Origin of the sequence: Corynebacterium tuscaniense (assembly GCF_008693065.1) — a bacterium.
GTDB classification, from domain to species: Bacteria; Actinomycetota; Actinomycetes; order Mycobacteriales; family Mycobacteriaceae; genus Corynebacterium; species Corynebacterium tuscaniense.
The window spans coordinates 24,081-48,835 of sequence record NZ_VXKH01000002.1 but is presented as its reverse complement, the minus strand read 5'-3'; the positions used below and the strand labels follow the sequence as shown (position 1 = coordinate 48,835).

Sequence of the window (24,755 nt, the reverse complement as noted above, 5' to 3'; positions counted from 1 at the left end):
TAAGCAAGGAGGGTGCCGTGAAGGTTTACGTGCTCAATGGGCCAAACCTGAACCGGTTGGGAAAGCGCCAGCCGGAGATCTATGGCTCGACGACTCTCGCGGATGTTGAGCAGCGTCTGCGCGCGCTCGCCGGTGACCAGGTGGAGCTTATCTTCCGCCAGTCCAATCATGAAGGCGAGCTTATCGACGTGGTGCATGAGGCCGCCGATAACGCAGCCGCCGTGATTATCAACCCCGGTGGATTCACACACACCTCCGTCGCCTTGCGCGATGCGCTGGCTGAGATCAGCGACGGGGCCGGGTTCATTGAAGTGCACATCTCCAACGTGCACGCGCGTGAAGAGTTCCGCCACCACTCGTACTTGACGCCCATCGCCATTGGCGTGATCGCTGGCCTAGGTGTGGATGGCTACGAGCTTGCACTTGAGTACTTTTTGAGGAGGCCCAGATGAGCTTTGCTGACTCCCGGTTCCTGCCCCGCCGGCGCACTCTGTCCGCGCAACTAGCGGGAAAGCGCATTGATTCCTTCTTGGTCACGCATCCGACGAACGTGCGCTACTTGTCTGGCTTCTCTGGCTCTGCTGGTGCGTTGTTGGTGAATAAGGACCTCTCTGCTTCTATTGCAACGGATGGGCGTTACACGACGCAGATCGCCGATGAGGTTAAAGACATTGAGGCGATGATCGTGCGTAATGGGGCAGAAGCCTTGCTTGCTACCGTGCCGGAAGGCTGGCGCGTGGGCTTCGATGCAGCGCGCACCACCGTGGCTGAACTCGAAGCGATGAAGAAAGCATGCCCGGATGGAGTGACCCTTGTTCCCGTCGATGGGGCTATTGAGGAGATCCGGCTGCGCAAGGACCGCTACGAGCTGGCTCGGTTGGAAGAGGCAGCGCAGATTGGTACCGATGCGCTCACAGGCTTGATTGAGGCAGGGGAATTGCGTGCCGGCCGCACGGAATGCGACGTGGCCGCGGACCTTGAGTACCGCATGCGTCTGCTGGGTGCGGAGCACCCGAGCTTTGACACTATTGTTGCCTCCGGCCCGAATTCAGCGTTGCCGCATCATGGTGCGGGAGAGCGTGTCATTGAGGATGGGGACATTGTCACCATCGATTTCGGTGCGCATTACCGCGGCTTCAATTCGGATATGACCCGTACGTTCACCATCGGTCACGTCTCGGATTTTGCACGTGAGATCTATGGAACTGTACTCGAAGCCCAAGAGGCGGGTGTACGTGCCGCCACCGCCGGGCGTGCGTTGGTTGAGGTGGACAAGGCCTGCCGCGACATCATTGAGCAGGCCGGTTACGGCGAATACTTTGTTCACTCCACCGGCCATGGCATCGGCCTGGACGTGCACGAAGGCCCTGCCGCATCAACGCGTGCAAAGGGCTCGCTGGAGGAGAACATGACGCTGACCATTGAACCGGGGATCTACGTTCCAGGCCGCGGTGGTGTGCGTATTGAGGACACCCTGGTGATTACGTCGGGTGCTCCGCGTGTCATCACCACATTCTCAAAAGAGCTCACCGTCCTCTAACAAGCCACGCTGCCTGAAGCATGTGCTGATCAGTGGTGTAGCATGGGCTTGTTTTTAACAAAGCCAGATCCACTTCAAGGGAGATTATTTCGTGGCAACCACCGCTGATTTCAAGAACGGCCTTGTGCTCAAGGTTGACGGCAAGCTCCAGCACATCATCGAGTTCCAACACGTCAAGCCGGGTAAGGGACCCGCTTTCGTGCGTACGAAGCTGAAGGACGTCGTCTCCGGCAAGACCGTGGACAAGACCTGGAACGCAGGCGTCAAGGTGGAAACCGCAACGGTGGACCGTCGCGACATGACTTACCTGTACAACGATGGCCAGAACTACGTGGTCATGGACGACAAGACCTACGAGCAGTACGAGCTGCCGGAGGACAAGTTCGGTGATGCTGCTCGCTTCCTCTTGGAAAACATGCACGTGCAGGTTTCTTTCCACGAGGGTGAGGCTTTGTTTGCTGAGCTGCCGATCTCCGTGGACCTAAAGATTGAGCACACCGATCCGGGTCTGCAGGGTGACCGCTCCACCGGTGGCACCAAGCCGGCCAAACTGGAGACCGGCGCGGAGATCCAGGTGCCGCTGTTCCTGGAGACCGGCAATGTGGTCAAGGTGGACACCCGCACCGGTGAGTACCTGTCTCGCGTGAACAACTAGGCATTTGTCCTAGTTACTTCCATTGAAGCGGGCTCGAGCTGGGCCCGCTTCTCCCAACTTTTCTGTTTTTCTAAAACATGTCTGATTACAAACGTCATGGTGCGCGTTATCGCGCACGCCGCCGCGCTGTAGACATCCTCTTCGAAGCTGAGACCCGCGATGTGGATCCGGTGGCAATCGTCGAGGACCGCATCGCGCTGGCCGAAGACCCCGCTAATGCCGTGGCCCCCGTTGCTGAGTACACCCGTGAGATCATCTCAGGTGCTGCGGAGAGCCTCGATGAGATCGATGAAGCGATTGCTCGCTTCCTGTCTGAGGACTGGGAACTTAACCGCCTTCCTGCCGTCGACCGCGCCATCTTGCGTGTCGCAGCGTGGGAGATTCTCTACAACCCCGATGTGGCGCCATCCATCGTGATCTCCAACGCGATGGAGATGTCCGTGGAATACGCCGGCGACACAGCCTCGCCGTACATCCATGCCGTGCTCGACGACATCATCCAGGCGCACTCCGCCGAGGCTCCCGATATCATCACCGGGGAGACGGGCCTCATCGGCTTCACCGAGGAAGACGCAGAGGCAGCATCTACCGAGGAGGCCATTGATTCAGAAGCGAGCGCTGAACTAGAACCGGGTTTTGACACCGACCAAGAAGCTGCACAAGAGCAGGAGTAGGAGGGAGACTTATCGTGGCCAAGGTTTCCATTAAAGAAGCAGAAACACTCCGCGTTGGCGAGGACTTTGTGCTCGCGGACGTCGACCCAGCGTCAACGCCGGGTGTGAGTGAAGACAACGTCGATGATGCTTTTGATGAATTCGACGATGAGCTCGACGAACTCCAGGAATGCTTGTACGCCAATGGGCGTGCGGGCAATGAGAACGCCGGTTCCATTCTCCTTGTCCTGCAGGGAATGGATACCGCCGGCAAGGGCGGCATCATCCGTCACGTTGTGGGTGAGACCATGGACCCTCAAGGCGTGCACATCAAGGCCTTTGGCAAGCCAACGGAGGAAGAACTCAAACATGACTTCCTCTGGCGCATTGAACCGCATTTGCCCAAGCCAGGCATGATTAGCGTGTTTGACCGTTCCCACTACGAGGACGTCTTAGTCCAACGCGTGAAACAGATGGCGCCACCGGAGGAGATTGAGCGGCGCTACGGTGCCATCGTTGACTTTGAGGCGAAGGCAGCTGCCAACGGCACGAAGATCATCAAAGTCATGCCGCACATCTCCAAGGAATTTCAAGGGGAGAACCTGCGCAAGCGCATTGAGCGCCCGGATAAGCACTGGAAGTACAACCCGGGAGATATTGATGATCGTCGGCTCTGGGACGAATTCCAAGAAGCATACGAGATCGCACTCAAGCGCACATCCACCGATGTTGCCCCCTGGTACTGCATCCCTTCTGACAACAAGGACTACTGCCGCACAGTGGTGAAGACCCTCTTCGTCCAAGCCCTGCGCGATCTCAACCTGGAATGGCCCAAGCCTGACTTCGATCCCGAGGTTGAGCTCAAGCGTCTAGCGGAGTCCTAGCCACCGCTTGTGATGTCTAGTGGCTTTTTGGACACGGAGTCCAGGAGGTTTTTGGACGGGATGTCTAGTGGCTTTTTGGACGGTTACGGCGGTGGAATAGCCGGATGGCTATTCCATTGCATAAGCGCAGAAAGATCGCAGATTTCGATCCCGTTCGTGACGGCAAGACGGTCACACAGTTTTGCAAAGAATTGGGGATCTCGCGACAGACGTACCACAACATCAAAAACCGGATAGTGCAGAAGGGCCGAGCAGGTATTGTGCCGGATTCGACTGCCCCGAAGAATCCGGTTAAGAAATTTGACGAAGCCGACAAAATCGCAGTTGTCCACGCCAGGCAACAGTTGATGGAGCAAGGCTTGGATTATGGCCCTTGGTCGATCTACTACTTCTTGTTCGACTCTGTCGGTGCCGATCGGGCCCCGTCGCGTTCCACTATCGCCTCTTCGACCAGGCGCACACGCTCGTGACGATTTACCAGATCATCGATGATGCCAGCAGATTTGATGTCGGAACCACAGCATTCGCTCTACCGGAAAACGGTACTGATGCGCGCGCTGCGCTCACCGCTGCGTTCGCCGCCTACGGCAAACCTCAAGAAATCCTTTCTGACAATGGCGATGCGTTCGCCACCTACCACCGCGGTTTTCTCTCTGCTACTGAAACTTGGCTCGCCAGCCAAGGTGTACTTGCTATTGCTGGTTTCGCCCCGACAACCCAGGGAAAAGACGAGCGATCTCACCGTACGTTGACCCAGTTCCTCGATGCACGCCACCCAGTCAGCCTTGCTGAGGTCAACACATATCTGGCTGAATATCGCCAGGTTTACAACGAGCGACGACGCCACCAATCACTACTGGTCGGCAAGATGCACATTACACCACGCCAGGCTTTCGATACTTTCCCCAAGGCACCGTCGCCTACGCATCCACTTGATCCTGATCAGATCTGGGCCCGCGTAGTTGCCTATAACCAGGCGCACAATCCACAAGCTGTATCCGACATGCTAAACGGCCCCGCGGAAGCGGCAACTTCACACGAGGCCAACACCGATGACATGGCAGCTCAGCAAGACATACCTCCCACCGATACCCCTACGTTAACGATGCCTACGACACATTCAACAAACCATTGGGGCATCCCAGAGCAACTCTGTGTGAGCAAAGATGGCGTTGTACGCGTGTGCGGATTCGGTCTCTACATTGGTCTGAGGTTTAAAAACCGCAGGCTCTACTCCACGGTCACAGCCGATAACACTGCGGAGTTCTACACGGCCCATGACGGTGAATTCCTCTTCAGCGTGCCCCTGCCGATCACGTTGAGCCACCGGCCACCAGGTGGTCAGGTCAACATCAACCTCGTCGACGGAATGAAACACCGCCAACCACCCCAGATGAACCCGAAACTATCCAAGCCCCGACCGAAACGCAGGCTACAACCATAAGCCGCTAGAAATGTCCAAGAACACCATGGATTCCGTGTCCAAAAAGACACCGGACTCCATGTCCAAAAACCCTATGGACTTAACAGTCCTAGCCACCGCTACTGGCCACTAGTCCCACCAGATACCGGCGTCCGCGTCGCGGTACACAGCGGAGACAATGTCCGCGGTCTCGATCTCGTAGCTATTGATGGACACGATGTCTTGGCCGATGAGTCGTTTAGAGGCCGGTAGAAATCTGGTCAGGGGAGTCAACGTAGACCGAAGATGGCCGGGAACGTTGGTCGTTGGAAAGGTTGACGGGTTCGATGCCACCGTGAAAAGGATTTGTGTGTGCTGTGGCGGTGTTCGAGGTGCCGAAGTCAATCGCGAGCGCCCAATCGGACGAGGACATGCCTTGTTGCTCCCCCCCCCTTTTTTAGGTGATTGAATCTGGTTAGGGGAACAAAAAGAAAGCAACAGTGTCACTTATAGTGGCAGGCCGACGAGCATGAAAACCCCGGCCGCAAAGGAGCACCGCGTGTAGCCTTGCGGGAACACGATTTTTCCGGAACCTGGCACGACTGAGACGACGAGACATTGCGAGGGAAGTGGAGCGAATGCGCAAGGCTAAAGCAATTGCGATGGTACTAGCCGCAACGGCGCTGATGGTGGCTGGCTGTTCGGGGAGCGATGAACAAGGCGAAGGAGAACAAAACACCACACAGAACAGCGCCGCGCGAAGCGATGCTGACACAAGTGACACCCAAGACCAAGCGGATCCCGGTGCCTGCACCACCGAGGTGAGCATCAAGGCACTCCTGGACGAGATGCCGGATGAGCTCGTGGGTTTGCCGTATGACCCGGACTACAGCACGATGATGGATGAGGGGTGGAATCACTATTATCAAAACGGCCCTGAGCAATTCTCCGTTGGCGTTTCGTACTACGACGAAGGCCTGGGGCAGGATCCATGCCCGAGTGACCCGAAGAAGGCGGCCCAAGACGAGCGAAAGCTGCACATGGAAAGCTACCAAGAGCAGCAAGAGCGTGACGGGGAGGCAGTGCTGCCGTGGGATGAATTCGATTTCACGGTGGGGGACCGCTACTTCGCGTGCGCCAAGCACCCGGAGGCAGACCTGCGCCAGTTCTTCTGCTCAACGAGTTTCGGTAACGCTGCGGCAACCACGTACATGTTCCGTCATTCGAAAGGCGACGACCAGGATGTTGAGGACATGAAGGAAGCCATGACTGAGCTGACACAGCTGTTGGACAAGCAGCCAGTGGGGCCAGGATTGTCCGACCTCAACTAAGACCCAAAGCCCGGCTACTTAATCGGTAAAGAACGATTGGGATGCCGGGTTTTCCGCTGTGACGGGGCACACTGGGTGAATGAAAAGTTTCTCTAAGCTGTACAAAGTCGCGGCACTGACGGCTGCGGTGAGTCTTACTATGGCGAGTTGCTCTTCCACGGGTGGCGCTCAGCGTGACGGTGAGGCCAGCGGCACCGGTGGCGGTGGGGTAGACACCCCGCGTTACGTCGTGGCCATGGTTACCCACGGTGCCCCGGGCGACACGTACTGGGATCTCGTGCGCAAAGGTGCAGAGGATGCGGCGAAGAAGGACAATATTGAGCTGCGTTACTCTTCCGACCCGCAGGCGCCGAACCAGGCGAACCTGGTGCGCTCCGCTGTGGATTCCAACGTGGATGGCATTGCGGTGACGTTGCCGAACGCGGAGGCTATTGGCCCAGCAGCCCAGCTTGCTACGGAGGCAGGAATTCCGGTTGTGGGCCTGAACTCTGGCATGAAGGAGTATGACAAGTATGGGATTACTGGTTTCTTCGGGCAGGATGAAACTGTGGCCGGCACGGCAGCGGGTGAGCGCCTGAAGGAAGAAGGCAAGTCCAAGGTGCTGTGCGTCATCCATGAGCAAGGCAACTCCTCCCAGGAGGCACGCTGTGCTGGTGTGAAAGAGGGCCTCGGTGGCGAGGTTGAGCTCCTCTACGTCAACGGCCAGGACCTGACTTCAGTTCAGTCGACGATTAACTCCAAGCTGGCGCAGGACAAGTCCTTTGACACCGTCTTTGCGCTCCAGGCACCGGTGGCTATGCGCGCGACGGAGGCTGTGAAACAGTCTGGCTCCAAGGCCCAGGTGGCTACGTTTGATACGAACGCTGAGCTGGTGGACGCCATCGCGGATGGTCGCGTGGCGTGGGCCGTGGATCAGCAGCCGTACCTGCAGGGCTACCTCGCGGTGGATTCGCTGTGGGTGGCTAAGCGCAACGGTGGCACCTTCGGTGGTGGCCAGCCGGTGTACACGGGCCCGAGCTTCGTGGACAAAGACAATGTGGAGAAGATTGCTGAGGCCGCCAAGGCAGGCCTTCGATGAGCCAGACAATCACAGACGAATCGACTGAGAGTAACTCGGACGATCGGCTACGTACCCACACCGGCCTCGCCAAACTGATCAGGCGCCCGGAGCTGGCCAGCCTGCTCGGCTTTCTGGTCATCTTGAGCCTCTTCCTGGCGGTCGCCCCGGCGTTCCGTTCGTTTGAGGCGATGGCCACGATTCTGTATGCCAGTTCCACGCTCGGCATCGTGGCTCTCGCCGTGGGTTTGCTCATGATCGGTGGGGCGTTTGATTTGTCCTCCGGTGTCGCAGTGACCACCGCGGCACTAGCGGCGTCGATGCTTAATTACAACCTGCATTTGAACTCGTGGGTGGGCGCGGGCCTCGCACTTGTCATCGCACTGGCCATCGGTGCGCTTAACGGCATTTTGGTCACCCGCACCGGCATTGATAGCTTCCTCATCACCCTCGCCGCGTTCCTCATGTTGCAGGGCCTTAACCTCGCTGTAACCAAGCTGGTCACCGGTCAGGTGGCCACGCCATCAATCGCCGATATGGAGGGCTTCGCCTCTGCGCGCACCTTCTTCGCTGGCAGCTTCCACATTGGCAATGTGCGTATCAGCGTCACGGTGATCTGGTGGTTGCTGTTTGTCGCGATTGCGTCGTTTGTTCTTTTCCGCACGAAGTTCGGTAACTGGATCACCGCTGTCGGCGGTGACGAGGATGCCGCGCGTGCTGTCGGTGTCCCCGTTCGCCTGGTCAAGATCGTGTTGTTCATGACGGTCGGCTTCGCCGCATGGTTCGTGGGCATGCACACGCTCTTTGCCTTCGATTCGATCCAGGCAGGCCAGGGCGTGGGCAATGAATTCCTGTACATCATCGCCGCCGTCATCGGCGGGTGTGCGATGAAGGGCGGCCGCGGCACGGCGATCGGCACGATGATCGGCGCGCTCATCTTCGGCATGACCAACCAGGGCATCGTCTACGCGGGATGGAATCCGGACTGGTTCAAGTTCTTCCTCGGCGCGATGCTCCTGTTCGCGGTGCTCACCAACACCTCATTCGCCAACATCACGAAGGGGCGGTAGGCCATGTCCATCATTGAATTGCGCGACATCACCAAGTCATACGGCACCTTCGACGCACTTCGCGGTGTCAATCTCAACGTCAACGCCGGCGAAGTCACCTGCGTGCTTGGCGATAATGGCGCGGGTAAATCGACGCTCATCAAAATCCTTGCGGGTTTGCACGCACCAACGAGTGGGCAATTGCTTATCGACGGCTCACCGGTCACCTTCACATCCCCCCGCGATGCCCTGGATGCCGGTATTGCCACGGTGTACCAGAACCTGGCCATCGTTGATGAGTTGAGCGTGTGGCGGAACTTCTTCTTAGGGCAGGAGATCACGGGTCCATTTGGCATGCTGAAGCAGGAGGAGATGAAACGCATTTGCTCCGAACAGCTCGTGGAGATGGGTATTGACATCCCGGATGTCAATGTTGACGCCGGGAACCTCTCCGGTGGCCAACGCCAGGTCGTTGCCATTGCCCGCGCTGTGTACTTCGGTGCCCGGGTGATCGTTCTCGATGAGCCGACAGCAGCACTCGGTGTGAAGCAGTCCGGTGTGGTGCTGAAGTTCATTGCTGCGGCACGGGACCGCGGTGTCGCCGTCGTCCTGGTGACCCACAATCCGCACCATGCTTATCTGGTGGGAGACCACTTCATGATTCTGAAACTCGGCCGCCAGGAACTCGACGCCGCCCGTGATGAGGTCACTCTGGACGAGCTCACTCGGGAAATGTCCGGCGGTGCTGAACTCGAAGCACTTAGCCACGAACTAAAAAGTTAGGCGAGGTTTTTCGCTGTCACTTGGGTAAAAGTGCCTAAAAGTCGAGATTTCCGACATAACGAGTATGTTTATAGCTAAAGTTTGTCTGGCATTGAGCTGAGTTCGGGATTCAGATTTAGTGAAGGTTTTGAAGTGACAGGGTTGAAAACATTTGGACGCGGGCTGCAAAGCAAAGTTTTAGTGCTTTTCGCCATGCTTCTCGCAGTGTTCATGGTGCTTGCACCGCAATCGGTTTACGCGACTGAAACTGATGGCGCCAACACGGAGACTGCTGGTCGGGATGCCGCAACGGTTGCGGACACGCCTGCAGAAGAGGACGCCACGACCGACGAGCCAGCTAGCGTCGCAGACTCCAATGGGGCGGCAGCTGGTTTTGGAACCAAGGCTTATGAGTTCATCGGTGAGTGGAAGCAGCAGCCGAGGGAGGTGATCTCCGGACTTGATGTTCTGTCGATGGTGTGGTGGATGGATATTAACGATTCAGCACCGGCACCAGGCAATAAGCCGACCAATGACAACCTGCTCACGGTGACCGTTGAGAATGCTCACTTCGGTGAGATCCCCAGTCAGTGCTTGAGTGGGGACAAGGGCGCTTCCAAGTTGTCAGAGGACAAGCGCACCCTGACCTGTGACATTGGAGAGCGCGATGAGGGTACCGCGCAGATGGTGCTTTCTGGTGTCAAGGTTGATGGGCCCGGCAAGTCCAAGGTGACAGCTAAGGCAACCTTCCGCGGCCTCGAAGCTGAGCTGCCTGAGATTCCCGTTATTGCTCCTTTCCTCATGGACGCCAAGTTTGATGGCGGTGCAGCAACCTCCCTGACTGGTGAGCCGGACACCTTCCAGTTCATGAACTTCCCCTTCTCGCTGGCGCATGCAAAAGGTGCAGCAAAGGGGCCGGAGAGCGTCAGCTATGACATCACGATCAACGGCGTGAAGGACGAAGAGATCACGCTCCAGGATGTCGCCTGCGCACCGATCGATCGTGTGCAGCCGGGATACCCATTCTCAGCTCTTGGGAAGCCGGAGAATCAAACCACGAAGTTCCCTACCTGTGAGTTCACAGCCGTGAAAGGCAAGAAGAACACGTTCCGTTTGACGCTGTCTGATCTGGATTACACGTCTAAGCGCGCTGAGCTGGATTCAAACGGCGTACTTCTGCCGCAGGTTCAACCCAAGCACCCACGTGAAGTTATTACTGCTGGTGAATTGCGCGTGAAGGTGCCGTATATCACCTCCGGGCCAAACAAGAATGAGGACACCAATATTCACCTAAAGGCGTCTGCTCCGATGTACACCGCTGAGGACGGCTCGACTGCTCAAGACGATCCTTCCAATAATGAGAACAAGGCACCCTTGGTTCGTGGTAATTGGACCGGTGCATGGGTGGTTGCTTCACAGTGGCCAAAGGCGTACCCAGGTATTGGTTGGTCCGATACCTCCCGCGCACCAGCCGGCGCCACCGTTATGTCGGTGTCGGGTATTGGCCCACGCCGTGTTGTGAACTCGGCTAACCAACCGGGCGGTTTTGCGGACACCTGGATCTGCAACACCCTGGATACGAAGCGCGTTGACTTCGTTGATGCCCGCGTGGTGGCTGACCCGCAAGCGAAACCAAATGTCTACTACGGCGAGAACATCGAGGATCTGAAGATTCTGTACTACACGGGTGAGGTGGAGGATCCGAACCTGTTCGAGTGCGGAACGAAGGAAACGCCGTTCGATGAAGGCAAGGACGAAAAGGATGGCTGGAGTTACACCAAGCCGGCTGATCTGTCCACTGTTAAGGCCGTGAAGGTGCGCGTGCCACACGACAAGGTTCACTTGTCCAAGCTGCCTAAGTCTTTCTTCTATCTAGTCATCGAGCAGCGGATCCACGATGATGCGAAACCTGGGGATGATGTTTGGGCGTTCACGTCGGTGCTGGAGGAAGACCACACTGAATGGAAAATGGACTTCAATGCTAAGCGTTATTTCCACCGCTTTACCGATAAAGATGACGCTAAAGAGGAGATCACGCCTTCGTTCGCGAGCCCTGGTGTGGTAACTGACGGTGTGCGTTACCCGTACACGGGGCCTGGCCGTGACCTTTTGCGTGTGGTGGGTTCCCTGCCTGTTGTAGCGAAAGACGCAGCGCAACCGGAGTACGGCCCGGGTGAAGAAGCTGATTTCACTATCCGCTATGGCCTGGAATCTGAGATTGCCAATATGCCTAATGATCAGGTGGTGATCAAGGACACGCTGCCGAAGGGGATGGAGTACATCGCTGGCAGTGCTGACGTTGAACCCGAAGTGTCAACGAACGCCAAGGGTGAGCAGGTGCTTACGTGGACAAAGGAGGACGTTGAGCCGAACTTGCGCGTCCTTGAGGAGGGCAACCCGGGCGTTATCAACTACAAAGCCACCATGCCGAAGGATGCAAAGCCCGGTGATGTTCTGACGAATGAGGTCACTGCAACGAGCCAGGGCCAGACGCGCAAGGCACAAGCGAAGGTGACAGTCCCGCGTGCCGGCTACACGTCACTAAAGAAGAACGTGGCTGAGTCCGTTATTGAAACCGCCCCGAATGGAGTGGCTTCTAATGAGTGGACGATTGAACTTACCTCAAAGGATCCAACGAAGTCGAACCTGACGGATGTTATTGACGTGCTTCCTGCCAACGGCGATGCTCAGGGATCGAAGTTTGAGGGCAAGCTCAAGGTCACAAACGTCGAAGGTCCAGAAGGCGCGAAGATCTACAGCACTACTGTTGATCCAGGGAAGATTGACGAGGATCCGAATGCCGAGGTCAATGGTGCGACAGGCCGGCCGTCACGCATCTGGACGGAGGGTGTGAAGGAAAATGCTACTGCCGTTCGGGCGATCACCAACGCGCCTTTGGCCTTTGGCGATACACAGAAGATCACCATTAAGACGGAACTGCATAGCGCTAAATCTGGCGACATCGTAGTGAATAAGGCCGTTGGCCGCGCTGAAAACACGAAGCTGCGTATGCGCACCTCTGCCCAGTTCACCGTCCGTACACCGGTCGACGTCAATGTTGAGAAGGTGTGGAAGGACAACAAGGGTGCGGACCTACAGGACACTCCGAAGTCCGTCAAGGTTCAGCTCATTCGCAAGCAGGGTGAAGAAAGCACCCCTGTGGGTGACAAGGTTGAACTCAATGCTGACAACAAGTGGAAGCACACGTTTGCAAAACTGCCAGCTGCAGTGGATGAGGAACCCGTCACCTATACGGTGCAGGAAGACGAGATTGAAGGATTCACCTCCAAGGTCGAGGTGAAGAATGTCGACGGCGACTACCAGGTCATGGTGACGAACACCCGTAAACCAGAGCCAAACCCGACACCAACCCCGACTCCGACACTAACCCCGACGCCGACGCCAACCCCGGCTCCGACACCAACCCCGACGCCAGGTCCCTCCGGTACCCCGACGCCAACGCCGGGTACATCGGGAACCCCAACGCCAGGTCCGTCGGGAACCTCGACGCCGGGTACATCGGAAACTCCAACTCCTGGCCCAACGCCGGAGCAGCCGAGCGGTCCTAAGAAGGAGCTCGCACGGACTGGTGCTGCTGTCATGGGACTGGTGGCATTGGCACTGGCCGCGATTGGCGGCGGAACACTACTGATGCTTAGGTCGCGGAAGCAGTAGACTCACTGCACTCAAAGCGCCACAAAGTTAATGGGTCCGACTGGTTGAAACCAGCCGGACCCATTATCTGTTCAGATCACGCCACAAACAAAACCACGACTGCACCGACAACCAGTGTGATGAGAACACCAATCAGGATGAGCAAAGGGAGCCCCAGCGTGAAAGCAGTGACGATGGTGGACAGAATCCCGCCAGTGGAGGAATCGTTTTTGTCCATCGCTTGGTACGGGTTGGGCTGGCTGTAGGGTTGCTGGATGTCATAGGGTTGTTGCTGGTGGTAAGGGGTGCCGTAGGGCTGGTTGTCCTGCGGTTCCTGGGGCGGGTAAGCGTTGCCGTACGGGGTGGTCATGGTGGGGCTCCTGTTCAAGGGGTGTTAGCAGTGCCGTCAGCGTCGTCGGCAAGCTCGGCTTGGGCTTGGCTGATTTGCTCGGAGAGGGCGACCATCGCATTGTGGGCGTCGACAACCGCCTTGACGGCGCGGACGGAAGCGGAACCAAGTTGCTCGTCGGTCATGCCGGCGGCCACGGACACTTCGGCTTCGGTGCGGATGACGAGGTTCTCCGACTTGTTGCCCACGATGGCGCGCGCACCGATGAGGGTGGAGTTCACCTCATTGGCAGCGAGGTAGTAGTTCGCGTCAGGGGAGTCGGCGGCGGTGTCCGTGGAGGAATCGGCGCGGACGATGAATACGGAGTCGAGCAAGACAACGAGAAGCTCCAGCTTGTCGTGGGTGCCTTGCGCCACGCGCCCGGTGGGATCAGCGGTGATACTGACACCAGACTGGGAGAAAGCGTCAACAATGCGTTCAATGGTGACCAAGTTGGGGGTCGAATTCGCGGTAGTCACTTTAGTTCTCCTCCCACGTCACGGCAGTTGGGAAAGATTCAGCCAAGAAGTTGAAAGCCTGCAGCGTCGCATTGATTGAGGTGATGATGAAGGTGCCCAGCTGATTCGTCGATAAGCCACGGCTCACATCAAGCGACCGGATACCGGTGATGGCTAGGGTGTTTTCCTCACTCTGGAAGAAACGCAGAGTCGGCGTGAAATGCGTCTGGTTGTACTCATTCGTGGCGTACAACAGCGAGGACACATCCTCCGGTGCGAACTCTCCACGCCACACAGACTCGAAGATGAGCTTGCCATCGTCGAAGGTGAACACCATCGCGGCGTTGATAAAGCCTGTTCGAACAACGGGTTCTTCCAGGCGGTACTCCAAGCCCTCACCCTCAAGCACGGCGGCGATGTCAGCGAGAGTGACCTCGCGGACCCGATCATCCGCTGTGAGCTCCGGAGTGGGGTTCTCATTGGTGGTCATGGCACCTAAGGTTACCTGTCTTGGCTCCATGCTGGTGGGCTCGCATCAAGTGGTGCTTCTGCCGGGCAAATAGTGCTAATGTTGCGAATGTCTACCAAGCATTGGCAGGCGCTAAAAAGAAGCATCCTTTAAATTCCGCACAGAGAGGCGGGGAAGGAGGTTCGATGAGTGCCACGAAGTTGCTTGACGCTAGTGACGTCTCGCGTACGATCGCACGCATCGCGCACCAAATTATCGAGAAAACAGCGCTCGATGCACCTGGTGCTCCAACGGTGATTCTGTTGGGCATCCCATCTGGGGGAGTGCCCTTGGCCCAGCGCATAGGCGCGGCGATTGAGGAATTTGCGGGGGTGAACGTCCCTGTTGGAAGCCTGGATGTCACCCTGTACCGCGATGATCTGCGCCGCCGCCCACACCGTGCATTGGCGCCCACGGACATTCCAGGAGATATTAATGGCGCAACCATCGTGTTGGTTGATGATGTGCTGTTTTCGGGCCGCACTATCCGTGCCGCACTTGATTCTTTGAGTGATATCGGCCGCCCCAACATCATTCAGCTCGCCGTCCTCGTGGACCGTGGCCACCGTGCCGTGCCCATTCGCGCAGACTACGTGGGCAAGAACATTCCCACCGCACTCAGTGAGGATGTCACTGTGACGCTCACGCCTATCGACGGTGAAGATGCAGTCCTCCTCATGAAAGAGGGTGAGGAAGAATGAAGCACCTGATCAGCATCGCGGACTTGAGCCGTGAGGAGATCATCGGGCTGATGGATGAGGCTGATCGCTTCCGCGAAGCCCTGGAGGGCCGCGAGATGAAGAAGCTACCCACCCTGCGCGGGCGCACCATTTTCACGCTGTTCTACGAAAACTCCACCCGCACCCGCTCCTCCTTCGAGACGGCAGGTAAGTGGATGAGCGCGGATGTGATCAACGTGTCTGCGTCCAACTCCAGTGTGAAAAAAGGCGAGTCGCTCAAGGACACGGCAGCGACCCTGAAGGCTGTGGGTGCAGATGCGATCATCATGCGCCACCCATCTTCCGGCGCACCGAACCTGCTGCGTGAATGGGTGCCGGGCGCCGCAATTGTTAACGCCGGTGATGGCTCGCACCAGCACCCGACGCAGGCACTGCTTGATGCCGTGACGATGCGCCAACACATTGGCGATGTAGCAGGAAAGAAAGTCCTCATCGTCGGTGACATCTTGCACTCCCGTGTAGCACGCTCCAACGTGGACCTTTTGTCCACGCTCGGCGCAGAGGTTGTGCTCGTTGCGCCGCCGACTTTGCTGCCCACTGGTGTGCAGAACTGGCCGTGCCGCGTGGCCTATGACTTCGACGTGGAGCTCGCCTCCGCGGACACCCCCGCAGTGGTGATGATGCTGCGCGTGCAGGCAGAGCGTATGAATGGTGGTTTCTTCCCATCCCACCGTGAATACGCCACCTTGTATGGGCTTTCCCAAGACCGTGCGGACGCGCTCGGCAACGACACCCTGATCATGCACCCGGGACCGATGCTGCGCGGCATGGAAATCAACTTCAATGTGGCCGACCGCGATAACACCGTGGTACTGGATCAGGTGACTAATGGTGTGTACACCCGCATGGCGGCGCTGTTCACTCTGCTAGCCAGCGGGGACGATGCGCTGGAAGGAAAGGAGTAGGGCAGTGGCAACACTCGCTTTGAATAACGTCCGCCCCTACGGCGAAGACGAAACGAACATTCTCATCGACGTGGACGCGGGTGTCATCGACTCCATCGGTGATGCGCCGTTCACAGATGCAGCTGAGGTCGTGGATTGTGGTGGCAAGGTGCTGCTCCCGGGCCTCGTGGATGTGCACGTGCACCTGCGCGAGCCGGGCCGCGAGGACACGGAGACCATTGCGACGGGCTCTGATGCCGCGGCTGCTGGTGGTTTCACCGCCGTGTTCACCATGGCGAACACTCAGCCCGTTATTGATCAGCCTTTCCTCGCCGATGCCGTGTGGGAAAAAGGTCAGGCCTACGGCAAGTGCGATGTGTACCCGGTGGGCTCTATCAGCAAGGGACTCGGCGGGGAAACACTCACCGAGATCGGTCTGATGTCCCGCGGGCACGTGCGGATGTTCTCCGATGATGGCCGATGCGTCAATGACCCGCAGCTGATGCGCCGCGCTATCGAGTACGCCAAGGCCTATGACGTCGTGCTGGCACAGCATGCTGAGGACCACCGCATGACTGAAGGCTCGTGTGCCCACGAAGGTGAAAACGCTGCCCGCCTGGGGCTGCGCGGTTGGCCACGTGTGGCAGAAGAATCCATCGTTGCACGCGACCTGATTATGACCCGTGACTACGGCGGGCGCTACCACCTCTGCCACGCCTCCACCGAGGGCACCGTATCCCTCCTGCGGTGGGCAAAGGAGCAGGGGATTGACGTCACCGCCGAGGTCACCCCGCACCACTTGCTGCTTACCGACGAGAAGCTGGAAACCTACGACGGTGTCTACCGCGTCAACCCACCGCTGCGTGAGAACAAGGACACGTTTGCGCTGCGCGACGCGCTTCTGGACGGCACGATTGACGTCGTGGCCACCGATCACGCACCGCACGGTTCCGAAGACAAATGCGTCGAATTTGAAAACGCCAAGCCCGGCATGATCGGCCTGGAAACCTCCCTGGCCATCATCGCCCACATCTTCGTCGAATCCGGACTGGCGGACTGGCGCTTCGTGGCCAAGGTCATGAGCGAGCGCCCGGCAGAGATCCTGCGTCTGTTGGACCACGGCCGACCGATTGCTGTCGGCGAGCCGGCCAACCTCACCCTCGTCGATACGCAAGCGCCATGGACCGCACGCGGCGAAGAGATGGCATCCAAGTCGAAGAACACCCCGTACGAGGGCTCTGAATTCAACACACGCGTCACTGCAACTTGGCTGCGCGGTAAGCAAACCTACGAGGCAACGGACAACCAAAAGAACTGACCAGCACAAGCGCCGTCATCCGAGCGCCGGCGCTGTCCATCAACGCGAGAATAGAACGAGAAGAAAAAGGAAACACACATGAGCACCGACCACATTCCCGCCGTGCTGGTCCTAGCCGACGGCACGACATTCCCAGGCTTTGCCTTCGGGGCGGAGACCGTCGAACCTATTTTCGGTGAAGCAGTCTTCACCACCGCCATGACCGGCTACCAGGAAACGATGACGGACCCGTCCTACCACCGCCAAATCGTCGTCGCTGCAGCTCCGCAGATCGGCAACACCGGCTGGAACGATGAAGACAATGAGTCCCACGACAACCGCATTTGGGTTGCCGGCCTGGTAATCCGTGACCTGGCTAAACGCGTGTCCAACTGGCGCGCGAAGCGCAGCCTCGAAGATGAGATGATTTCCCAGGGCATCGTTGGTATCCATGGCGTGGATACCCGCTCCTTGGTCCGCCACCTGCGCAACTACGGCTCCATCGCCGCGGGGATTTTTGTGGGGGAGGACGCACAGGGGAACGTCGATAAGCTTGTTGCGCGCGTGAAAGAGCAACCCGCGATGTCGGGCGCGGATCTTTCTGCGGAAGTCTCCACTACCGAGCCGTACGTGATTGAGGCTGAGGGAGAGAAGAAGTACACCGTCGTCGCGTACGACATGGGTATCAAGTCCGCTACGCCGCGCCACTTCGCGCAGCGCGGAATTGAGACCATCGTGGTCCCGGCGGGCACTTCCTTTGCTGAGATTGCGAAGCACAACCCGGATGGCGTGTTCATCTCTAACGGCCCGGGCGACCCGAAGACTGCCGATGACATGGTTGCGGTCACCCGTGACGTGATCGCCAGCGGCACCCCGCTTTTTGGCATCTGCTTTGGTAACCAGATCCTTGGCCGCGCACTCGGACTGGACACCTACAAGCTCAAGTTCGGCCACCGCGGTGTGAATATTCCGGTGAAGAACCACGTGACCGGCAAGATCGACATCACCTCCCAGAACCACGGCTTCGCGGTCACGCTTCCGGAGGGATTCACCGCCCAGGACGTCAAAAACGGCAAGACCTTCGACACGGACTTCGGCCCGGCACTGGTCACGCACACGTGCCTTAACGACGGCGTTGTTGAGGGCGTCGCCCTGCAATCCGGCAAGGCCTACTCCGTCCAGTACCACCCGGAATCCGCGGCAGGCCCGCACGACGCGAACCCGCTCTTCGACCAGTTTGTGGCGCTCATGGACGACCACAAGGCCGCGAAGAACGCATCCGAGCAGAACTAACCAGGAAGGAAAACCATGAAACGCGAAGAAATCAACCACGTCCTGGTCATCGGCTCGGGCCCGATTGTCATCGGCCAGGCCTGCGAGTTCGACTACTCGGGTACCCAGGCATGCCGCGTGCTCAAAGAAGAAGGACTGCGCGTCACCCTGATCAACTCCAACCCGGCAACGATCATGACCGACCCGGAGTTCGCTGACCACACCTATGTGGAGCCGATCGAGCCGGAATACATCGATCGGATCCTTGCCCGCGAGGCGGAGCAGGGCCACCCGGTTGACGCAATCCTGGCCACCCTCGGTGGACAGACCGCACTCAACGCTGCGATCCAGCTTGACCGTCAAGGCATCCTGGCAAAGCACAATGTCGAACTTATCGGTGCGAATATTGACGCGATTGAGCGAGGTGAGGACCGCCAGAAGTTCAAGGACATCGTGGCCAAGATCGGCGGAGAATCCGCTCGCTCCCGCGTGTGCTTCAACATGGACGAAGTCAAGGACACGGTGGCGGAACTCGGTCTGCCTGTCGTCGTCCGCCCGTCTTTCACCATGGGTGGCCTTGGCTCGGGCCTGGCTTTCACCATGGAGGACCTTGAGCGCATCGCCGGCGATGGCCTTGAGGCCAGCCCGGAAGCGAATGTGCTGATCGAGGAATCCATCCTCGGCTGGAAGGAATTCGAGCTGGAGCTCATGCGTGACGGCGACGATAACGTCGTAGTCATCGCCTCCATTGAGAACGTCGATGCACTCGGTGTGCATACGGGCGATTCCGTCACCGTTGCACCGGCTCTCACCTTGACGGACCGCGAATTCCAGACAATGCGCGACCAAGGCATTGCCATCATCCGTGAAGTCGGTGTAGACACCGGTGGCTGCAACATCCAGTTCGCCGTCAATCCCGTTGACGGCCGCATCATCACCATTGAGATGAACCCGCGCGTATCGCGCTCTTCCGCGCTCGCGTCGAAGGCGACGGGCTTCCCAATCGCCAAGATCGCCTCGAAGCTGGCCATTGGCTACACCCTCGACGAGATCACGAACGACATCACCGGTGTCACCCCGGCTGCTTTCGAGCCGACGCTGGACTACGTGATTGTGAAGATGCCGCGCTTCGCCTTTGAAAAGTTCCCGGGCTCCGACGAGACCCTGGGCACCTCCATGAAGGCAGTGGGTGAGGCCATGGGCATTGGCCGCAACTACATCCAGGGCCTGAACAAGGTCATGCGCTCCATGGAAGACAAGCCGAACGGTTTCTGGACCAAACCTGACGAGTACTTCGCTGGCGAGCGCGCAACGGATGTCAACGCTGTGCTCGAGGACCTCAAGGTTCCCACGGACAAGCGCCTCTACGATGTTGAGCTCGCTTTGCGCCTGGGCGCCACGATCGAGCAGGTCTACGAGGCAAGCGGTATCGACCCGTGGTTCCTCGCCGAGCTCGAAGCGCTGATTGATTTCAGGGAGCAGCTTATTAGCGCCCCAGTGCTTGATGCTGACCTTCTCCGCGAGGCTAAGGTCTTCGGGCTTTCCGACGCGCAGATTGCGGCACTGCGTCCTGAACTCGCTGGCGAAGACGGTGTGCGTTCCCTGCGCTGGTCGCTGGGTATTCACCCGGTGTACAAGACCGTGGATACCTGCGCTGGCGAGTTCGAGGCACAGACCCCGTACCACTACTCGGCGTATGAGTATGACCCGAATGCAGAAACCGAAGTGCGCGTCGCAAGCTCCGCGCAGGAAGAAAAGGAAAGCGAGCGCGCAAAGGTAATCATTCTGGGCTCCGGCCCGAACCGTATTGGTCAAGGTATTGAGTTTGACTATTCCTGTGTTCACGCGGCACTCGAGCTGTCCCGCGTTGGGTACGAGACGGTGATGGTCAACTGCAACCCGGAGACCGTGTCCACGGACTACGACACTGCTGATCGGCTGTACTTCGAGCCACTGACCTTTGAAGACGTCATGGAGATCTACCGCGCTGAAGCTGCCACCGGCACCGTCGCTGGCGTGATTGTGCAGCTTGGTGGACAGACCCCGCTTGGTCTTGCACAGAAGCTTGCGGACGCGGGCGTGCCCGTCGTGGGCACTACGCCAGAAGCCATCGATTTGGCTGAGGATCGCGGTGAATTTGGCAAGGTCCTGGAGGCCGCAAACCTTCCGGCACCGGCTTACGGTACCGCCACCTCCTTCGAAGGTGCGCGTGAGGTGGCCAATCGCATCGGCTACCCGGTGCTGGTCCGTCCGTCCTACGTGCTTGGTGGCCGCGGCATGGAGATCGTCTACGACGAGGAGAACCTGCGCGACTACATCAACCGCGCAACCGAACTGTCCCCGGACCATCCGGTGCTGGTGGACCGTTTCCTGGACAACGCCATTGAGATTGACGTGGATGTGCTGTGCGATGGCACCGAGGTCTACCTCGGTGGCGTGATGGAACACATTGAGGAAGCCGGTATTCACTCCGGTGACTCTGCATGTGCACTGCCACCGATGACGCTGGGCCCGGACGATATTGACAAGGTCCGCCGCTCCGCCGAGGCACTGGCCCACGGTATTGGCGTGAAGGGTCTAATGAACGTGCAGTTCGCGCTCAAGGACGACATCCTCTACGTCATTGAGGCCAACCCGCGTGCGTCCCGCACCGTGCCGTTCGTGTCCAAGTCCACGGGTGTACACTTGGCCAAGGCTGCTGCCCGCATCATGCTTGGCGCAACCATCGCGGAGCTGCGTGAAGAGGGCATCATTCCATCGACTTATGATGGTGGCTCCCTACCCCTCGAGCACCCGATCGCGGTTAAGGAAGCGGTCCTACCATTCACCCGCTTCCGTCGTCCAGATGGTGCGGTGCTGGACACCATCCTCGGACCGGAGATGAAGTCCACCGGTGAGGTCATGGGCTTGGCACCATCCTTCGGCGTTGCCTTTACCAAGGCCGAGGCAGCAGCGTTTGGCGAGCTTCCCACCGAAGGCACCGTCTTCGTGTCCCTGGCTAACCGCGACAAGCGCACGCTGATCTTCCCAATTCAGCGTCTGTCCACCATGGGCTTCAAGGTCTTGGCTACGGAGGGCACTGCCCAGACGCTGCGGCGCAACGGCATTGAGTGTGAGGTTGCTTTGAAGGCCTCCGCTGTCCGCGCCGGTGCTGAAGGTACGTCCATCGTCGACCGCATCCTGGACGGCGAGGTTGATCTAGTGCTCAACACCCCAGCTGGCTCCGCGGGTGCACGCCACGATGGCTATGACATCCGCGCCGCGGCAGTGGTTTCCAACGTGCCGATCATGACGACGGTGCAGGGCGTCACCGCAGCGGTCCAGGGCATCGAATCCCTCCGCGCGAATGAGATCACAGTGACCAGCCTCCAAGAACTTGAGCATAACGTTCAGGCAGGGGAGTAGATGAGCCAGAAGGAGAGCCCGGTGGATACAGGTGCCGGTTTTGGTGCCCGGCTTGTCGCCGCAGGAGCAGACTACGGCCGCTTGTGTGTTGGTATTGACCCGCATGAGCAGCTTCTCGCTGCGTGGGGGCTAAGCAATGACGCTAAAGGTTTGCGTGAATTATCCCTGCGTTGTGTGGAAGCGTTCGCTGGACACGTTGCCCTGATCAAGCCACAGGTAGCTTTCTTCGAGCGGTATGGTTCTCAGGGCTTCGCTGTCCTGGAGGAGGTCATCGCTGCGGCAAAGAGTAGTGGAACCCTCATCGTTGCCGACGCTAAGCGGGGAGATATCGGATCCACTATGGCTGGCTATGCGGCAGCTTGGCTTGGTGATGAATCCCCGCTGTGCTGCGATGCTGTGACTCTCACCCCGTACCTCGGGGTGAGGTCGTTGGCTCCCGCTATTGAGCTGGCAGGGGAGAACAGGCGCGGTGTCTTCATCATGGCGGCTAATTCCAACCCGGAAGCAGAAGCCTTCCAGGAGCAGCTCCTGGGCACCACTGGTGATACGGTTGCCCAGCACATGATTGATGAGTGTGCGCAATACAACCAAGCTGATAACGGTCACGTTGGTCACGTCGGTGTTGTCGTGGGGGCAACGGTGAAGAACCCACCACGGTTGGATCACCTCAATGCGCCGGTGCTCATGCCCGGTGTGGGGGCGCAAGGTGCAACGATGGATGATGTTGCACGCATTGCTGGCGCAGACAGTCATCTTGTTTTTCCGAATGTTTCCCGTTCAATTCTCTCCGCTGGACCTAATACTGAAGACCTGCGCAAACGTGTAAAAGAACAGGTCGCAGGCGCTTAAGCTGGCCCTAGTTGGCGAATAACCTAAAACTGCTGGTAGGTTGAAAACGCCGACGCGGTGACATGCCGAAACACGGTATCGTTCACCGCGTCAAGTAAGATCCAGTGTTAAACTGAACCGCGATCGGCCAATCACACAGTTGTAATTAGAAAAGCGGCTGTGCAATAGTGTCGAGTCGGTTCAAACACAGAATCGTGAAAACTAACTACCCCTACTATTTATGGAGGAACCGAAGTGGCCCTTCCCCAACTAACCCCGGAGCAGCGCCAGGAAGCTCTGGCTAAGGCTGCAGAGGCACGTAAGCAGCGCGCAGAGCTCAAGGCATCCCTGAAGCGCGGCGAGACCAACCTGAAGGAAGTTCTCGAGAAGGCTGAGTCCAACGAGATCATCGGTAAGACCAAGGTCTCCGCTCTCCTGGAGGCTCTGCCGAAGGTGGGCAAGGTTAAGGCACGCGAGATTATGGAGGAGCTGGAGATCGCTCAGACCCGTCGCTTGCGTGGCCTCGGTGAGCGTCAGCGCCGTGCTCTGCTCGAGCGTTTTGGCTTCGCGGACTAATCGGTGACAACCGTGAATAAGAAGGGTCGGCTTGTTGTTTTGGCTGGCCCTTCTGCCGTCGGTAAGTCAACTGTGGTTCAGCGGCTCCGTGAAGCAGTGGAAGACCTGTACTTCTCTGTTTCTATGACCACGCGTGATCCTCGTCCGGGTGAGGTTGATGGCAAGGACTACTTCTTTGTCACGCCTGAGGAGTTCCAGGACAAGATCGACGCAGGTGAGATGCTCGAGTGGGCTGATATTCACAGTGGGTTGCAGCGTTCAGGCACCCCATCGGGGCCAGTGCGTGAGGCTATGGAAGCTGGTCGTCCTGTGCTTGTTGAGGTGGATCTCGCTGGCGCTCGCAATATCAAGATGCTCATGCCGGAGGCGACGACAGTTTTCCTCGCCCCGCCGTCATGGGAAGTGCTGGTTGATCGATTGACTGGCCGCGGGACTGAATCTCAGGATGTCATTGAGCGTCGCCTTGAAACAGCTCGTGATGAGTTGGCCTGCCAGGATGAGTTTGACACAATCATTGTGAACAACGATCTGGATGAGGCGGTTTCAGACATTAGTGATATTCTTCTGTCCGTTAATCGTCCAACGAATGAATAGGTGTAAGTGAGCAACGTGACCAACGATCTGGCTACTTCGGCTGATGTCGATGTCAAGGAGCAGGTGTACGACACGCCTGAAGGCATCACGGCACCGCCTATTGATGAGCTGTTGACCAAGGTGTCTTCCAAGTACGCTCTGGTGATCTTTGCCGCTAAGCGCGCACGTCAGATCAACAGCTACTACCAGGAGCAAGATGAGGGTGTGTTCGAGTTCATCGGCCCCCTGGTCACCCCACAGCAAGGGGAGAAGCCTCTGTCCATTGCTCTGCGTGAGATCGAGCATGGTCTCTTGGAGCATGAGGAAGGCCAGTAAGCCTTAGCTCATCCATCGCAGCGCGGGTCTCCGGCAAAGCCGGGGCCCGCGTTTTGCTGTCAAAGTGCGTCTAGCTTTCTGAGAATTGCTTAAAAGATTATCGACGGTCCCCGCGCCCTATATCTCCGCTTCAGGCCCTTGACGTGCTTATATGTTTTCCCTATAACACTTATAGCCCCCCGAATGGGGGTGAAAAGCTAAGGAATCGTTCAGGAAAATTTAAGGCAAACTTGCTGGTCAACGCCTTGCTCCAACCAATGTCCACTTAAGTGGACAATTTAATGTTTCGAAACTGAGAAAACCGTGCCATATTCAAAGGGCAGCCGGTCAGTGCCGGGGCCAAACGAAGATGTGAGGATCCACCTAGACGTCGGGGGTAGGCGGAAGTGAAGCACAGGGGCTTCTCCTGCATCATGGGGGTCATGTTGACCCTGGTGCTGGCTGGTTGCACTCCCCTTCGGGGCGTCGGGGGAAACAACAGCCGAAACTGACGGCAACACGGA

General features: G+C 58.2%; 23 protein-coding genes and 1 pseudogene. 20 read left to right on the top strand and 4 right to left on the bottom strand.

Features of this window, described 5'->3' with window-relative positions; translation table 11 throughout:
- Positions 1 to 17: 17 nt before the first annotated feature.
- The 6 genes and pseudogenes from aroQ to F4V54_RS01005 all read left to right on the top strand — a co-directional run bounded on the left by aroQ (position 18) and on the right by F4V54_RS01005 (position 5,176).
- The gene (gene aroQ, locus F4V54_RS01030; RefSeq protein WP_034663514.1) at positions 18 to 452 is read left to right on the top strand and encodes a type II 3-dehydroquinate dehydratase; all 435 of its coding nucleotides are present in this window, start codon (positions 18 to 20) and stop codon (positions 450 to 452) included.
- Entirely contained in the window at positions 449 to 1,540 is a 1,092-nt protein-coding gene (locus F4V54_RS01025; RefSeq protein WP_150385943.1) for a M24 family metallopeptidase, read from the top strand. Before aroQ ends, F4V54_RS01025 begins: the two co-directional genes overlap by 4 nt.
- A gap of 91 nt (positions 1,541 to 1,631) precedes the next feature.
- Positions 1,632 to 2,195, top strand: a complete 564-nt coding sequence (gene efp / locus F4V54_RS01020; RefSeq protein ID WP_150385942.1) for an elongation factor P — start codon at positions 1,632 to 1,634, stop codon at positions 2,193 to 2,195.
- A gap of 77 nt (positions 2,196 to 2,272) precedes the next feature.
- Complete coding sequence (nusB, locus tag F4V54_RS01015) at positions 2,273 to 2,869, top strand: transcription antitermination factor NusB (RefSeq protein WP_102723807.1); 597 nt, start codon at positions 2,273 to 2,275, stop codon at positions 2,867 to 2,869.
- A gap of 14 nt (positions 2,870 to 2,883) precedes the next feature.
- The gene (locus F4V54_RS01010; RefSeq protein ID WP_034663523.1) at positions 2,884 to 3,732 is read left to right on the top strand and encodes a PPK2 family polyphosphate kinase; all 849 of its coding nucleotides are present in this window, start codon (positions 2,884 to 2,886) and stop codon (positions 3,730 to 3,732) included.
- A 104-nt stretch (positions 3,733 to 3,836) separates the two neighbouring features.
- Positions 3,837 to 5,176, top strand: a pseudogene (locus tag F4V54_RS01005) (integrase core domain-containing protein).
- Between the two features lie 108 nt (positions 5,177 to 5,284).
- Here the strand turns inward: F4V54_RS01005 and F4V54_RS01000 are convergent.
- Complete coding sequence (locus tag F4V54_RS01000) at positions 5,285 to 5,488, bottom strand: hypothetical protein (RefSeq protein WP_146014987.1); 204 nt, start codon at positions 5,486 to 5,488, stop codon at positions 5,285 to 5,287.
- A 284-nt stretch (positions 5,489 to 5,772) separates the two neighbouring features.
- Here F4V54_RS01000 and F4V54_RS00995 point away from each other — a divergent pair, with 284 nt between their 5' ends.
- The 5 genes from F4V54_RS00995 (at position 5,773) to F4V54_RS00975 (ending at position 13,008) form a co-directional block, all read left to right on the top strand.
- Positions 5,773 to 6,465: a hypothetical protein gene (locus F4V54_RS00995; protein ID WP_150385941.1), complete on the top strand. Its 693-nt coding sequence runs from the start codon at positions 5,773 to 5,775 to the stop codon at positions 6,463 to 6,465.
- Between the two features lie 79 nt (positions 6,466 to 6,544).
- Positions 6,545 to 7,543: a substrate-binding domain-containing protein gene (locus F4V54_RS00990; RefSeq protein ID WP_150385940.1), complete on the top strand. Its 999-nt coding sequence runs from the start codon at positions 6,545 to 6,547 to the stop codon at positions 7,541 to 7,543.
- Positions 7,540 to 8,592: an ABC transporter permease gene (locus F4V54_RS00985; RefSeq protein ID WP_034663527.1), complete on the top strand. Its 1,053-nt coding sequence runs from the start codon at positions 7,540 to 7,542 to the stop codon at positions 8,590 to 8,592. The genes F4V54_RS00990 and F4V54_RS00985 overlap by 4 nt, the downstream gene beginning before the upstream one ends.
- Positions 8,593 to 8,595: 3 nt before the next feature.
- Positions 8,596 to 9,354: an ATP-binding cassette domain-containing protein gene (locus F4V54_RS00980; RefSeq protein WP_150385939.1), complete on the top strand. Its 759-nt coding sequence runs from the start codon at positions 8,596 to 8,598 to the stop codon at positions 9,352 to 9,354.
- A gap of 192 nt (positions 9,355 to 9,546) precedes the next feature.
- Positions 9,547 to 13,008: a Cna B-type domain-containing protein gene (locus F4V54_RS00975; RefSeq protein WP_211359440.1), complete on the top strand. Its 3,462-nt coding sequence runs from the start codon at positions 9,547 to 9,549 to the stop codon at positions 13,006 to 13,008.
- Positions 13,009 to 13,084: 76 nt separating this feature from the next.
- On the opposite strand, the gene F4V54_RS00970 is transcribed toward F4V54_RS00975, so the two are convergent.
- The 3 genes from F4V54_RS00970 to F4V54_RS00960 are packed head-to-tail and all read right to left on the bottom strand — an operon-like array spanning position 13,085 to position 14,323.
- Complete coding sequence (locus F4V54_RS00970) at positions 13,085 to 13,357, bottom strand: hypothetical protein (RefSeq protein ID WP_034663532.1); 273 nt, start codon at positions 13,355 to 13,357, stop codon at positions 13,085 to 13,087.
- Between the two features lie 14 nt (positions 13,358 to 13,371).
- Positions 13,372 to 13,854: a YbjN domain-containing protein gene (locus F4V54_RS00965; RefSeq protein ID WP_034663535.1), complete on the bottom strand. Its 483-nt coding sequence runs from the start codon at positions 13,852 to 13,854 to the stop codon at positions 13,372 to 13,374.
- Between the two features lies 1 nt (position 13,855).
- Positions 13,856 to 14,323 (bottom strand): YbjN domain-containing protein, encoded by a 468-nt coding sequence (locus tag F4V54_RS00960; RefSeq protein ID WP_034663537.1) that lies wholly within the window; start codon positions 14,321 to 14,323, stop codon positions 13,856 to 13,858.
- Between the two features lie 164 nt (positions 14,324 to 14,487).
- Here F4V54_RS00960 and pyrR point away from each other — a divergent pair, with 164 nt between their 5' ends.
- The 9 genes from pyrR (at position 14,488) to rpoZ (ending at position 24,252) form a co-directional block, all read left to right on the top strand.
- On the top strand, positions 14,488 to 15,042 hold the full coding sequence (pyrR, locus tag F4V54_RS00955) for a bifunctional pyr operon transcriptional regulator/uracil phosphoribosyltransferase PyrR (RefSeq protein WP_034663539.1): 555 nt from the start codon (positions 14,488 to 14,490) through the stop codon (positions 15,040 to 15,042).
- Positions 15,039 to 15,986, top strand: a complete 948-nt coding sequence (locus F4V54_RS00950) for an aspartate carbamoyltransferase catalytic subunit (RefSeq protein WP_034663540.1) — start codon at positions 15,039 to 15,041, stop codon at positions 15,984 to 15,986. The genes pyrR and F4V54_RS00950 overlap by 4 nt, the downstream gene beginning before the upstream one ends.
- Positions 15,964 to 17,283 (top strand): dihydroorotase, encoded by a 1,320-nt coding sequence (locus tag F4V54_RS00945; protein WP_150385938.1) that lies wholly within the window; start codon positions 15,964 to 15,966, stop codon positions 17,281 to 17,283. The genes F4V54_RS00950 and F4V54_RS00945 overlap by 23 nt, the downstream gene beginning before the upstream one ends.
- Before the next feature lie 78 nt (positions 17,284 to 17,361).
- Positions 17,362 to 18,555 (top strand): glutamine-hydrolyzing carbamoyl-phosphate synthase small subunit, encoded by a 1,194-nt coding sequence (gene carA / locus F4V54_RS00940; protein WP_034663546.1) that lies wholly within the window; start codon positions 17,362 to 17,364, stop codon positions 18,553 to 18,555.
- 15 nt (positions 18,556 to 18,570) lie between these two features.
- The gene (gene carB, locus F4V54_RS00935; protein ID WP_150385937.1) at positions 18,571 to 21,939 is read left to right on the top strand and encodes a carbamoyl-phosphate synthase large subunit; all 3,369 of its coding nucleotides are present in this window, start codon (positions 18,571 to 18,573) and stop codon (positions 21,937 to 21,939) included.
- On the top strand, positions 21,940 to 22,788 hold the full coding sequence (gene pyrF, locus F4V54_RS00930; RefSeq protein ID WP_150385936.1) for an orotidine-5'-phosphate decarboxylase: 849 nt from the start codon (positions 21,940 to 21,942) through the stop codon (positions 22,786 to 22,788). It abuts the gene before it with no gap.
- 234 nt (positions 22,789 to 23,022) lie between these two features.
- Positions 23,023 to 23,343 (top strand): integration host factor, actinobacterial type, encoded by a 321-nt coding sequence (mihF, locus tag F4V54_RS00925; RefSeq protein WP_034663551.1) that lies wholly within the window; start codon positions 23,023 to 23,025, stop codon positions 23,341 to 23,343.
- Positions 23,344 to 23,346: 3 nt separating this feature from the next.
- Positions 23,347 to 23,937 (top strand): guanylate kinase, encoded by a 591-nt coding sequence (gene gmk / locus F4V54_RS00920; RefSeq protein WP_150385935.1) that lies wholly within the window; start codon positions 23,347 to 23,349, stop codon positions 23,935 to 23,937.
- A 6-nt stretch (positions 23,938 to 23,943) separates the two neighbouring features.
- A complete protein-coding gene (rpoZ, locus tag F4V54_RS00915; RefSeq protein WP_034663556.1) occupies positions 23,944 to 24,252 on the top strand; it encodes a DNA-directed RNA polymerase subunit omega in 309 nt (102 codons plus the stop codon).
- Positions 24,253 to 24,755: the final 503 nt, after the last annotated feature.